This window comes from Colwellia sp. TT2012, from assembly GCF_001440345.1.
In the GTDB taxonomy this organism is placed as follows: Bacteria; Pseudomonadota; Gammaproteobacteria; order Enterobacterales; family Alteromonadaceae; genus Colwellia.
Genome location: NZ_LJYX01000006.1, coordinates 801,513 through 815,162, shown reverse-complemented (window position 1 = coordinate 815,162; position 13,650 = coordinate 801,513). Strand labels below are relative to the sequence as shown.

Here is a 13,650-nt window from a genome sequence, read left to right as displayed (position 1 = left end):
ACGACGGTTAGCCCTGTATTTTTTTCAGGAAAAATAGCTTTATCCATTGGCCAATTAGCTAGCAATGGCTTACTACCTAAATATATACCCGTCACCATTCAAAGTGCTCGATTTCAGTGGGAATTAAAAGGGCTTTAGGCAAGGAAAAAAATGTAAGCATAGTCACTCTATGGTTTAATTATTTAACGCGGTATAAAGTCATTTTAAACCCATCGAAGAAGCGTTTGAGCAACATCACTTCATCGTTGCTGTAACTCATAAGACGCTGCATGGATGCTAGCTTATTAGAGAATGCAGGACGCATATTCTCCTGAACAACCATTATTTCATCACAGCGCCTTGAATTGAAATTACTCAAGCACTCTGAAACATGCATATTGAATGGTAACGGGTATAAAGGGACTTTAATGTGGTTTAGTGACAATTAACTTAATGTTGCTCTGACTATACTGACTTTACCGGTACCAGGGTAATAACGCATTTGCCAATTTTCTTGGCCTTTTGCGGGATTATCGGAGATATAATTGAAATAACAATGGGTATCAGGGTCTGATATTGCGCCACCAAAATACCAATAAACTATATCGTTTTCGCCGCCAAAAGCACTATCGGCATGCATAGCAATGTTAAAGTCTTGCTCGAGTAATCCCTGCCAAAGCTCAGCACAAAAACCTCCCGTTAACTGTTGACCGTTATCACCATAAAGTTCGGTATCTTGTCCTAAAGGAAAGCCCGTAACAGTGGAGTCTATATCGCCAGCGCCAAAGCACTTTAGATCTTTAACATGACCTGCTGCTGATTTGACTAACCAGCAACTGTGGTATAAATCCACCGCACTTTCAAAAGAAGCAAAGGTAGCATGAGCAACGCTATCGTGAGCATCTTGAGTTAGATTGATAAAACGGGGTAAAGCAGTAACAGACAAAATGCCAAGAATGACAATGACAGTGACTAACTCAATTAAAGTGAATCCTTTTGCTCTCATGTTTGCATACCTAAAAATTACAACCTAGGTATTGTATACTGCATGCAATATAATTAATAGTTGAAGAATGTAACACTTAAAAGTTAAATAAGTGTTACCCCCTTAAACTATAATGGATAAATGATTTTCCCAAATAGATTGCGGTATACTAGTGAAAGCAAACAACGACCTATGCTCAAGATAAGTGGACTATCTAACCGATGAATAACACTGAAAAGACGATATTTTCAACAAATACTGACCCTGTTTTCTTATGTCATGTCTATGTGATGAGACGTGGTTTTTTCATTATAATGTAGTAATACGGGTAAAATGACTAAACAAATAAAATCCTATTTGAACGCACAAGAATATACCAAAGAGTTTTACCAAGCACCAGTAGCTGTGGTGGTAAAACTATTGAGTAGATAAAGTTTAAAAACAGCCAGTTTACTCACTTTACTTGCATGGGCTATTTATTTTAACGACTCTATTTCAGCCAGCGCTTGAGTAAAATCGCTTAATTCCATTTCCAAATATTCCTCATCACCTTGCCAGTTAATACCAACAATAACACCATCTTCATTTAAGTCTTCTAGCCAAAATTCAAACCAATCTGCTAGGGAAATTTCACAAGGAACATAGTTACTCCACTCATCAATACAGTGCTGCTGAGCTAAATTGGCACTTGACCAAAGTGGCATCACCTCGGTGTTTTCAAAGCTAGGCGAATCAAGGACTACCCAATCTTCACTGGCTTTATCTTGTAGTGCCCAAAGCACTTGTGTCGGTTTTGTTTCAGCCAAAAAGGTGGTCAGTATATTATTGCTCATAGGTCATTGCTTCTCATTAATTGAATGCGCTGATTATAGCGAAGTTGCTAGCATTGATCATGCTTTTGTCGTAACGCTCAAGTGGCAGTAAAATTAAAGCCTTTTTATTTGGCGGCTAAATGGCTAGAATTGGCGCCATTTTAACATTGAGAGCCATCTATGTTTTTTCGAATGAGCTGCGCTTTACTAGTAATATTTTTTTCTTTATCCTCATCAGCTATTAATATTAGTCAGTTCAATAATGAGTTTTCACTGCAAGTAAGTAAGCAACTAAAGCAATATAGTATTCCTGGTGGCGCTTATGCCATAGTACAAAACAATAACATTGTTGCCCTAGAAAACTTTGGTTATACCGATAAAACCAAGTCCCATCAAATTGATAATAATACTGTTTTTCGTTTAGCGTCGGTATCTAAAACCTTTGCCGCCACACTAACTACCATGCTGGCGCAAGAGCATAAATTAAGCCTGTCAGATCCTATTACCAAATATGTACCAAACTTTGTTTTAGCCACTGATGGCGCAGCACAAAAAATACAACTCAAACATCTGTTAAGTCATTCAACGGGTTTGATGCCAAATTCCTTTGATAATCTCCTCCATGAAAACTGGGACATGGAAAAAATTATCGGTCGATTTGAACGTATTACGCCGATTTGTCCGCCAGAAAAATGTTATGGCTACCAAAATATAGCCTACAGTATGTTGCAAGGGGCGATTGAAGCTAGCCAAGATAAAGACTATGCCAGCTTATTACAAGAACGCGTATTTTCCCCGCTCAATATGACGCACGCCTCAGTGGGTATCGATGTTTATAAAAAGCAGATAAATACGGCCAAGCCCCATATCCTTCGAAAACGGGTCAAAACAGGTAAAAAAGACCAACAAGGTCGCGAGATTAAAGAATATATCTGGCGTACGGTAAAAGTTACCCCTGATTATTATAAAGTTGCGCCTGCCGCCGGTATTAATGCCAGTATTACTGACTTAGCTAAATGGTTAATCGCCAATTTAGGCCATAAGCCTGAGGTATTATCACCCGCGCTGTTAACAGAAATAACCACACCGAGGATCAGAACGAAAAAAGATTTACGTCGGCGCTATTGGCGTGAGTATTTAACCGATGCACATTACGGTTATGGCTGGCGAATTTACCAATTTAAAGGCCGAAAAATCATTTATCATTCCGGTTGGGTGGCAGGTTTTCGTGCTGAAATAGGCTACTCACCTGATTTAGACCTAGGTTTTGCCATACTCATTAACGCGGAATCAAACGCCATCAGTAAAATATCAAGCCAGTTTTGGTCCCAAGTAGCAAGCTTGTCTAGCCGACCGTTAACAAAGCGCACTAAGAGTACACTTTAAATAACCTGAGAGCGGTAAAGATTAAACTAAATGGCCCAAAACTCTGGATAAACAGCCTTTGCTCAATAACGCCCGTTAGGCAAAGTTCAGCTTAAAGAGTTAAAACAGTTACTGTTTTGTTAATATTTACCGCAAAAATGAGTAAAAATCGTCAATATTTATGACATTTTGTTAGTGCTAAGAAATAAAATAAAGTGATGAGACTACGAGACAAGTCGTAGCCTTGTTGTATATACAGCAACACTACCCCTAAAACAAACCAGTCAGTTACTTTTTGTTACATCTAGTAACAAACCATTTCCAACTTTCAAGCGACAATACCCCTAATAAAAACAACTTATAAATATTTAATATTTCTCTATGTCCTTGATAAAAAACAGCCAAAAATTGACTATCACGCTATTACTTCTTGTTATTGCCACTCTGCCCTTAAATCTTGCTGCCAAGCAAGGAGAGAGAATACGTTATCAATTAACCCACAATAAAGCGGTTATCAAGGTTGATGGCCGTATGGACGAAGCCGTGTGGCAGACGGCGACAAAAATGGAATTGAAATATGAAAAGAGTCCTGGTGATGGTACGCCCTCGCCAGTAAAAACTGAGGTGTTCTTCTATGAAAACGGCAGCTCTTTTAACGTTGCCTTTATCGCCTATGATCCCAATCCTGAAAATATTAGAGCATCCTTGCGAGACCGGGATAGTTTATGGGCTGATGACAGCGTCGCCATCATTATCGATACCTTTAACGATGAACGCAGCGGTTATGAGTTTTTTGTCAACCCCTTAGGGGCACAAGCCGATGTTCGTATGGACGATACTGATGGTTGGCACGAGGATAGTTCGTGGGATGCTATATGGGAAAGTGCCGGACAAATTACTGACTTTGGTTATGTGGTTGAAATGAGTATTCCTTTTAGTGCGCTACGTTTCCCTGATTCGGATGAAAAACTGGTATGGAATATTACCGGTTTGCGAAATTACCCCCGTGATGTCAAAATTAAAATGGCCACCAATATGTTTGATCGCGATATAGAGTGTAACCTCTGCCAGTTTCACCAACTAATTGGTTTTGAGCACATTAAACCAGGCAAGAACTTTCAATTAACACCAACGCTTACCTTATCACGAAAAGATGAAAAACCCGACTTGCCCGGCGAGTGGCAAAACGGTGATATTGAAGTAGAGCCTGGTTTAGATGTTCGTTGGGGTTTAACGCAAGATATCGTACTAAATGCGACGCTAAACCCTGATTTTTCCCAAGTGGAAGCCGATGCCGGTCAACTGGATGTTAACAATACTTATTCATTATTTTACCCAGAAAAAAGGCCTTTTTTCTTAGATGGCGCCTCATACTTTGATACCACTAATTTTAATTTTGTCCATACCCGTAATATCGCCGATCCTGATGTAGGGCTAAAGTTAACTGGTAAAACTGGTGAGCACAGTTATGGCTTAATGTTAGCCGATGACAATAACACCTCCTTTTTAATGCCTGGTAATCAAGGCTCGGATATTGCCACTTTAGATGAAAAATCTAATATCGCTATAGCACGTTATAAAATGGATGTTGGTGAGCGTAACAATGTCGGTGTCTTGATGACTCACAGGCAATCTGACAATTATCACAACACATTGGCGTCATTTGATGGCACCTACTGGCTCAGTCAAAATGATAACATTCAGTACCAAGTGGCCCAATCAGATACTAAAAATACCGCGGCAGTGATGCAAGACTTTGATGTCAGTGAAAAGCAAACAGGCACAGCTTTTAGGGTGAATTATTCTCGTGGTACCCGAGATTATAATTTAAAAGCCGGCTACACCAATATTAGCGAAGATTTTCGGGCCGATTTAGGTTTTCAATCACGCAGTAATATCGAGCGAGTAGTCTTAGGTGGTCGCCGTACCTATTACGGTGAAAGTAATGATGCCCTAACGAAATGGGGCTATTTTGGCGATTGGGATAAAACCTACGACCAAGACGGTCAGGTACTCGAAGAAGAGTACGAGATACATGGCACCATGCAAGGGACAAAACAGTTTTTTACTAACTTTGGCCTAGTGCACAGAGAAAGATTGTATGAAGAGCAATACTTTAAAGAAACACAATTTAAAACCTTTGTTGAAATGAGGCCAGTGGCCAATATCAATATTGGCACCTTTTTCAAATTTGGTACACAAATTGATTTTGCCAATGCACAATTAGGCGATGTGGTTTACATAGAAGCGTTTACCCAATGGGATGTTAATCGACATATTAATGCCAGTATTAACTACAACTACTCTCACCTAGATGTTGATGATGGCCGATTATTTACCGCCCATCAAGCTGATATTAGGCTCAGTTATCAATTTAGTATGCGCAGTAAACTCAAACTTGTAGTGCAATATACCGATATAAGCAGAGATGTAGCTTTATATACCGAGGCAGACCCTGATGACCTGCCAGATGCACAAGACAGGTTTTTCTCCAGCCAGCTGATTTATTCCTATAAAATCAACCCGCAAACATTATTCTTTCTTGGTTATTCCGATGGCGGCTATCAAGATGATAGCTTAACTCAACTGACCCGAGATGAGCGTTCTGTCTTTACTAAGTTTAGTTATGCTTGGCAAATGTAGTTTTTTGCCCTAGTAAAATATTGAGCGTCATACTCAATAAAAAAGCGATGTTCTACATCGGGCTATTTACTGAACTGGGAGCTAAAAAGCTAACATTTTTGGTTACAAGTTTATTTTATGATTATTTATCATGCACTTAAAAATGCGACAATATGACACTGCTTACGATTAGTTTATTTAATACAATGACTTAGCAGTAATCCTTTTACAATAGGACTGTTAAATGAATAGCCAATATTTGCAAGCGTGGAATAGATATTCTGAAGAAAAAGAAAGGTTTATTTCTACTTCTCAAAATGGAAAAAATAGATTCTGGAATGCCACAGAGCGTGACGGGTTTTTGCTTTTGCTTTTTGTTCGCATAAACTCACTATGTGATGAATTAATGTTTTTAGTTGAGAATAGGCGTTTTGTTAGTGCTCCTATAGTCTTAAGAAGCATAATTGAAACATGGTTGGATTTTCATTGCTTACTGGATGATGAATCATACCTAGATGATATAATTGGGTCTGAAGCTAACGAACTAAAGAAACGCTATCAGTCATACAGTCGTAATAAGAATAGTCCTTACTTTAATCATTTGAATGAAGAGTTCTGTGAAAAAATGCTAAGTAAAATTAGTGAGCATTCACAGGCCAATACATTAAGTATCTATGATAAATTTAAAAAATATGACTTGATTGATGGCAAAGAAAGTGAGGGGGCTTACCGTGCTGTATATGGCAGGTTGTGTATGGATACTCATGGGAATATAAGTGCCTTGAAACAAAACCACCTTACAGATAATGGACAAGCCTCATCTATTAAAGACCACAATGAATCCTATATAAAATTCTTAGTAACGACAGCGGCTAGAGCGAGTATTCAAAGCTTCATATCTCTACTTGAAGAAAAAAACTTTGACACTGAGAGTTATGTTTCTCTACGAGATTCTTTTAAATAGTAAGGTAGTTCTTGTATTTACGGCACTAACTGTACGATTAGTTGCTATTGCACTTGTTTTTAGGGCTATGAATTCAATAGGTTATAAATATAAAAGCTGATTCATGAAGGAATCAGCTCCAAGTTCAGTAAATAGCCCGGTTCACCATCGCTTTTTTATTGCTGAAATTAATCTTTGCTCTAGCAACTATGGTAACTATTATCTCGCTAATCCACCTTGCCCATAATATCTGCCAACGTTGACCGATAATCACGGTAATCAACAGAGATTTGTTGGCGTATGCCCTTGCTTTCAAGCACTAAGGCAGGAAAACCCTGCTGGCTTAACTGTCTAGCTAAATTTACTTGCCTAGCTAATTCTTTATCGGTTTCCGCAGAGCTAATATCATGGGTAAATTGCGCAATATCTAGGTTGACAGATTGTTGCTGGCTTAACACTTTTGCCAAAGCAATTAGTACCTCAAGATCAGCAGGGTTTAAAGCCCGTAAATAATAGCCTTGCTGAATGGCATCTATCATAGGCTTTTGGCAAGCTTGCTTATGGGCAGAAATTGCCGCGCGACAAGCGTTATAGGTTGAGCGCCTGGGCATATTATCGCGCCAAAAATCATGATTAAAGCTGGTGCCTAGTTTCTTGGTAATAGTGCGCCAATGGTTTTGGATCATGTCTTGCTGCGCTATTGGCATCGGTTCATTTGAATCTGCAGCTAGGCCACCGGCAACATATTCCACCGAAATGGAAGCAGGTAAGTTTTTCTGTAACTCATCCCAAACTGGACGGTAGCCCCAACACCAGCTACACATTGGGTCATGGAGATAATATAACTTGGTACTCATGTAGAGCCTTAATGATAAAATATTAATTAGGTACTGCTTAAATGCGATAAAACAAGGACAAAAAACTCATTATAAACAGCGAGAGTTTGACTTAGTGGAAAAACTGGACACTTTAGCCATATGTTGCCAGCTCTTGCAGCTCTATACTAACGGCAACTTAACGCTATTTACATGATTTTCAATGTTAAAAACTCTTAGTAAAACTATTTACTCTATTTCTCTGCTGCTTGCTAGCTCAATTGCGAGTGCATCCTTGATCACTAATGGCAGTTTTGAAAAGTTACTATTTGCCGATAATTCAACGGCTAAAGGCCTAGTTCATCAAACAGATTTACAAGACTTTGCCGATAAAAATAGTGGCTGGGATGTTTTTTACACCCTACCAGGTTGGGTCACCACGGCAGGTCATGGCATAGAATTACAAAAAAATATTGTTGCTAAATCAATTGATGGTAGCAACCATGTTGAACTTGATGCTCACCGTCGAGGCGCCTCAAATTCAGTAATGACACAAACACTTGCTTCACTCACCATAGGCGCAGACTATTTATTAACGTTTTATTATCAGGCGCGCACCAATAAGAAAAACGACAACGGTATTAATGTCTTTTGGTATGACGCTGCAATAGCTTTTGATTTAGACATGGATGCTGATTTTTCCATCAACGATAGACGTAACAAACAGTCAAATTGGACAGTACAATCGATTTTATTAACCGCACAATCAGAAACAATGGCTTTAAGCTTTGGCGCCTTTGGTAAGCAAAATGGTCTTGGTGGTTTACTTGATAATGTTTCTTTAGTACAAGTCAATAACGGCCCAACAACCGATATCCCTGAGCCTTCAGTGTTCGCGTTATCAATGTTTGCTTTTGCATTATTAGTACGCCGTCAGCATAGAAAAAGTCAATAGCTCCAGCTAATATTTACTATAAAACTAATATGTTAGCCCTAGGTAAAAATCAAAACCCGCTCATTATAACTTTCTCGGTCAGCCCCCCTCTGGTATAAGAGTGGCTGAGGAAGTTTCCCTTTTGCTAATTAATAGCTGCTTTACAAATAAGACAAAAAATTCCGTCACTGCCGGTAAGCTATTTACCTAGAAATAATAACGCCTTAACCTCAGTAAAACCGTCTAAGTTTAACAATTCAGCTTTTTGTTCCAGTTCACTATAGTCCTTACGCCCCGTTGCTAACGCGTATAAACAAGATAACATAAACAACAATAATTCATCATGTCTACTGGCTTTAGTTGCTTGCTTAGTCACTTTATCTAAATGATTCAGTTGCTTAATCACCCTAGCATCGATATGCCATAAAGAGAGCATTAAGCTTGATGCGCCATAAATGCTAATATCCATTACCTGATAAAGGTGATGATTTAATGAATGTAAATCATCAATTCCTTGCAGTGAATGCAACATAAGTTGGTGTTTTACTGCCTCTTTATGGCACAGTAATAACATGCCTAATAACGCAAATACCAGCACTTGTTCAATAAGAGCTATATCAAATTTAACCCCAATACCGGCTGACTTACGCAGCAATTGAAACAATTTAGGCGCGGTCAAAAAAGCATGAGTACATTGATTAATAACCCTTTGCTCTACATGTACTGCTAAGGAATCTTTCACTGCATAGATAACGGCTAAATTAACCACGGTATTTATGCCTAAATTTCGGCTAATCGCTTCTTCAATATTGTTAGGAGTTTTTCCGTATATAGCTTTACTGGCCAGCCCCATTATACGTCCGGTGAAAATAGCATCGTTAGCTATGATTGCTATCACGCGGTGCAAATCAAAACTGTCTTTATCTTTTTCACTTAGTAATAGCTGGCAGCTATCGGGTAAGGGCGGCATGTTTTGTGCGATAGTACTTAAGTTCTGCTGATTATTTTTGTTGTTACCAACAAGGGATAACTCACGAAACTGCGATGGGCTTATGGCAAATTTATTACGAAAAGCGCGCTCAAATGTGGCTCGCTCAGAATAGCCCAGCTTCAACACTAACGCGCTAATACTAACATTTTCAGTTAATAAGGCATGTACACACAACTCATTCAAAAACTTATGTTGAATAAGTTTAAAGGTAGCTTCTTCTTGGCTGAGTTTACGCCGAAAAGAAGTCATACTCATCGCCAATGCTGTTGCACACTGCTCTATGGTGAGTGTTGCCGGGACATCACTTTCTCTTAATAATCGATTAACCGCGGTGGTGAGAATTAATGGCTTTGTATTTTGGGTCATGGGGTTTTTTATGGTAAATAAGCCAGTGTGCATAACTGGCTTTGTGCCCCATATAATGCTTACTTTACCGTTGATTTACTAGATAAAATACGATTATACTGCTATTAACTTCATTTGTGCCTTATTAGCCACTTTACTCTGCACTTCTCTTAGTTGATGAAAAGAACCGATAAATAGAAACACATAGCCAAATAGCTCTAGGCCTTCTTGAATAATGGTTTTATAAATATGATGATAATCATCATTCATCACTTCTTTCCACAAGGTGCCTGAGCCAAATAAGCGACTAAAGATCATGATAATAACCAACCGCTTGGTATGTTGTAAGAGTTGCTTAAGCGCCCTAGCCTTTAGTTGTGATCATACCAAACTTGAGCTAAAGCAATGCTAATGACCGTCCTCGAGTTAAATCTGTGCTTACACGCCAATAACTGCAGCAAGGATAGTATGCTAAAGGTTCAACCATCAAGGCGCTAACTGGATTTTACAAGTTATAACGTTTATATTACTGTCAACCTACTGGTACAATGAGTTGAGAGTAATATAAACGTTATTATTCAATTCGATGTAATTAAATTTTATTTCACTTAAGTGACTATCAATGAATTTATTGTTTAAAAAAGCGTGGCTATTCCGCCTTATTATGAATGCCTGGCCACCGTTGTTTTTTGCTGGTATTCGCATTAAACATATCTCAACGGATTTTAAAACGGCCCGTGTAGAATTAACACTACGTCCGTGGAATAAAAATGCAGTTGGTAGCCATTTTGGTGGCTCTTTATTCGCTATGACCGACCCTTTTTGTATGTTGATGATCCTGGCACAGTTAGGCGATCAATACGTGGTCTGGGATAAATCAGCTGACATTGATTTTATCAAGCCGGGTAAAGGTAAGGTCATTGCAGATTTTTCCATTAATCAACAACTCATTGACAATATTATTGCTAATACCGCCAATGGTGAAAAATACTTGCCTCAAATTACCGTCTATGTAAAAGACGAACAAGGCGATATAGTGGCTAAGTTGAATCGTACACTTTATATTCGTCGGAAAAAAGCAAAGGGCATGGGCAAGTGATCGAACTTGCATGATAAGATCGGTTGTCATATATAGCTGACCTGCCAATTCATCTTGATTACTGACAAAAAAATCCTGCCTAAAATGCAGGATTTAAAATAAAAAATAACTTATAGCAAATAGTATTATTAATACTTAACCTGAACTCTGGATAATGAGTGCTTGATGGTTAAGTAAAAACAACAACTTACGATTATTAAGAATAAAATTTACAAAATCAGTCGCGATATATGTTATCGACGCTTTAACGCTGATAATCAGATAAAGTGGAATGTTGAGCAAGTGCTGCTTATCCAGAGTTCAGGTTACTTACACATTCAACATAATATGTTGGTGTACACGGACAATAATATCATCACTTTCTTTTTTCCAATCCACTTCTTCAGAAAATGCTCTCACCGCCGCAATGGCTTGATTAACAAACTTGCCATAGTTGTGGTGTGTTTCATCACTCTTATCAGCAAAAAATACCAAGCGGATCGTATCAACTAACGTATCTGCTTCCCAATGTACGCAAAAACGTGTCTCAGCGTTATTTGGATTGACACCGATATAAATTAACTCACCAGAAATATTTGCTACTTCATTTTCATCATAACGAACAAATGGCGATACACCATTGGCAAGCAATGCAGCTTGGTTAATTTTATTGGCCTGGCACGACTTATTAAAAGCACTTTCTATTTTTTGATAAAGCTTGGTAAATGGCTCATCAGACAAATAATCAATTTCCGCACCTTTTAATAAGCGACGTGCCATTGGGATACTAGCAACTACGTAAGTAACCGAGGTATGCTCATTGCTAAGACTCTGGCCCTGACTTTCATAACGATCGGCAATTTCTCTAAAGGTATGGCTAAGGGTATTCGCTCCGCCTTTATCTTTGGCAAAGATATCAAAGGTTAAATGTTGATGATCACGCAATTTAATCTCATTTTCAGCCAAACCAATGGATGTTGAAATATCTTTAATCGCTTGGTAAACCTTATTATGGAACTTACCTGAATTAACTCTAAGCTCTTGGCCAGTCGCTAAAAACAATATTTTAATTTTTCTGGCACGAATTGAGCCATCAAAATAGCCTTTAAAGGTACTATTGTGTTCGGGGCAGTAGAAGAAAAAAGATTGCTGCTCTGTATGTAATACTTGCTGTTCACCACCATAACGTACTCTAACAAGACGATTGTTGGCAACAAAGTTCACATGGGGTAGACCATGCTCTTCAACTATTTCAAATATTTTGTGTGATAAAGTTTGATAGAACTTTTGATAGGGCTTAGCTGACGTTTCATCAATACCACCACACACTAAATTAATGAGCTTATCGGTTAATGGTATTTCAGCTAAAATATACTGATTATCACGGGCATCACTAGGTAAATATACACGTTCCCCGTATCTATGTTTCTTTAAAATTGATGATGTTCGTCTCATATATCCTTTACAGCCTTTTGTTAATTTTGCGTCAGGTAAATTGAATTATCATTTATAACATAGGCAAAATAGATAATTCATACTATATGTTCTTGTTATTAGACAAATTTGAAATGGCATATAGCCACTTGTATTTAATATAAAACACCACAGGGGCTACATACCATTGCGGTGCCCATGTTCATGGCAATAAAGACTGATGCTGACACTAGCGCAGCACACTAATAAACGGTTATTACCTGCCTAAGCAAGTAGAAAACAGGCCAAGCTAATGCTATAAGTAATGGACGACAATAATTACCTTAGTTTTTTAGTCCATTACTTTGCTCTGTCATTAATGCAGATAAGGATTAATGACACGACTTAAATACAGGTTAAATTACCGGCTGAAATACTGGTTTAAACACTGCTTTAAACACTGCTTTAAAAGAATTGCTTTGCACAATATTACTAAGCCTTGTAGCTAAGTCATCTTGCAAAGCATCAAAGAGGAAGTTGCCCATACTGATGCGCTTAACACCCAGTGATTTTAAGCTAGCAAAATCAGCTAGATCACGCATACACATAACATTAACCGGCAAGGTGGTGCTGTTGACTACGGCTGCAGTCGCCTCTGCCTGCACCAGACATGGCACAAATAACCCATCCGCGCCGGCAACTTGATATAACTTGGCGCGCTTTTGTGTTGCTTTAACCGCATCCGCTATACCAAGTAAAAAAGTATCAGTTCTGACATTAATAAAAATGCTAATACTATCTTCTAGCAACTGGCTAGTTATCGCAGCAAGATAAGTGGCAAAGGTATTTTCATTGATTAATAGTCGCTCTTCGTTAGTTTTACTTACTTTGCTATCTTCGATATTAATGCCAACCACACCTACTTTTGCCAGCGCTTTAATATAACCAGCAGTTATTTGCGCATTGTCACTAAAACCAGCTTCAATATCGACACTTAACGGCAATTCACAACAGGCAGTAATACGCTTAACAATAAATAGTAATTCATCAAATGCCATATGCTCACCATCGGCATAACCAAGCATACTGGCAATAGCAGCGCTTGAGGTGCCAATAGCACTAAACCCTAGTTTCTCGGCAGTTTTTGCACTGGCGACATCCCAAACATTACAAAGTAGTAGTGGGCTGGCTTGTTGATGTAGTGAAGTAAATGGTGTGGTATTCATTATTTTTATCTCTGTGGTTAGTGGCCTATAAGTAAGACCCTATAAGTAGGCCGTTGCTCTTTGTTAAAGCCATTGTGCGGCTTGCTTCCTTTAACAACCAACGATAAAAATCGACTTGTATTATAAGTTATACTTATAATAC

General features: G+C 38.5%; 12 protein-coding genes. 5 read left to right on the top strand and 7 right to left on the bottom strand.

Going from position 1 to position 13,650, the window contains the following annotated elements; translation table 11 throughout:
• Positions 1–424: 424 nt before the first annotated feature.
• Together ASU03_RS05240 and ASU03_RS05235 are read right to left on the bottom strand one after the other, a co-directional pair.
• Positions 425–985, bottom strand: coding sequence for a type II secretion system protein (locus ASU03_RS05240; protein ID WP_057830794.1), 561 nt, complete (start codon positions 983–985; stop codon positions 425–427).
• A 455-nt stretch (positions 986–1,440) separates the two neighbouring features.
• Positions 1,441–1,797, bottom strand: a complete 357-nt coding sequence (locus ASU03_RS05235; protein ID WP_057830793.1) for a DUF2750 domain-containing protein — start codon at positions 1,795–1,797, stop codon at positions 1,441–1,443.
• A gap of 159 nt (positions 1,798–1,956) precedes the next feature.
• On the opposite strand from ASU03_RS05235, the gene ASU03_RS05230 reads away from it, so the two are divergent.
• The 3 genes from ASU03_RS05230 to ASU03_RS05220 all read left to right on the top strand — a co-directional run bounded on the left by ASU03_RS05230 (position 1,957) and on the right by ASU03_RS05220 (position 6,727).
• Complete coding sequence (locus ASU03_RS05230; protein ID WP_057830792.1) at positions 1,957–3,162, top strand: serine hydrolase domain-containing protein; 1,206 nt, start codon at positions 1,957–1,959, stop codon at positions 3,160–3,162.
• A 360-nt stretch (positions 3,163–3,522) separates the two neighbouring features.
• Positions 3,523–5,784: a carbohydrate binding family 9 domain-containing protein gene (locus tag ASU03_RS05225; RefSeq protein ID WP_057830791.1), complete on the top strand. Its 2,262-nt coding sequence runs from the start codon at positions 3,523–3,525 to the stop codon at positions 5,782–5,784.
• A 223-nt stretch (positions 5,785–6,007) separates the two neighbouring features.
• Positions 6,008–6,727, top strand: coding sequence for a DUF5677 domain-containing protein (locus ASU03_RS05220; protein ID WP_057830790.1), 720 nt, complete (start codon positions 6,008–6,010; stop codon positions 6,725–6,727).
• A 206-nt stretch (positions 6,728–6,933) separates the two neighbouring features.
• Here ASU03_RS05220 and ASU03_RS05215 read toward each other — a convergent pair whose 3' ends face one another.
• Positions 6,934–7,563 carry a DsbA family protein gene (locus tag ASU03_RS05215; RefSeq protein WP_057830789.1) on the bottom strand — a complete coding sequence of 210 codons (630 nt, stop codon included), beginning with the start codon at positions 7,561–7,563 and terminating at the stop codon, positions 6,934–6,936.
• Between the two features lie 181 nt (positions 7,564–7,744).
• Here ASU03_RS05215 and ASU03_RS05210 point away from each other — a divergent pair, with 181 nt between their 5' ends.
• Positions 7,745–8,476, top strand: a complete 732-nt coding sequence (locus ASU03_RS05210) for a hypothetical protein (protein ID WP_057830788.1) — start codon at positions 7,745–7,747, stop codon at positions 8,474–8,476.
• A 178-nt stretch (positions 8,477–8,654) separates the two neighbouring features.
• Here ASU03_RS05210 and ASU03_RS05205 read toward each other — a convergent pair whose 3' ends face one another.
• A complete protein-coding gene (locus tag ASU03_RS05205; RefSeq protein WP_197411198.1) occupies positions 8,655–9,812 on the bottom strand; it encodes a helix-turn-helix domain-containing protein in 1,158 nt (385 codons plus the stop codon).
• Between the two features lie 93 nt (positions 9,813–9,905).
• A complete protein-coding gene (locus ASU03_RS05200; protein WP_057830786.1) occupies positions 9,906–10,109 on the bottom strand; it encodes a hypothetical protein in 204 nt (67 codons plus the stop codon).
• 304 nt (positions 10,110–10,413) lie between these two features.
• On the opposite strand from ASU03_RS05200, the gene ASU03_RS05195 reads away from it, so the two are divergent.
• Entirely contained in the window at positions 10,414–10,890 is a 477-nt protein-coding gene (locus tag ASU03_RS05195; protein ID WP_057830785.1) for a DUF4442 domain-containing protein, read from the top strand.
• Between the two features lie 309 nt (positions 10,891–11,199).
• On the opposite strand, the gene ASU03_RS05190 is transcribed toward ASU03_RS05195, so the two are convergent.
• Entirely contained in the window at positions 11,200–12,324 is a 1,125-nt protein-coding gene (locus tag ASU03_RS05190) for a DUF3083 family protein (RefSeq protein ID WP_057830784.1), read from the bottom strand.
• A 374-nt stretch (positions 12,325–12,698) separates the two neighbouring features.
• On the bottom strand, positions 12,699–13,508 hold the full coding sequence (locus ASU03_RS05185) for an isocitrate lyase/PEP mutase family protein (RefSeq protein WP_057830783.1): 810 nt from the start codon (positions 13,506–13,508) through the stop codon (positions 12,699–12,701).
• Between the last annotated feature and the right edge of the window lie 142 nt (positions 13,509–13,650).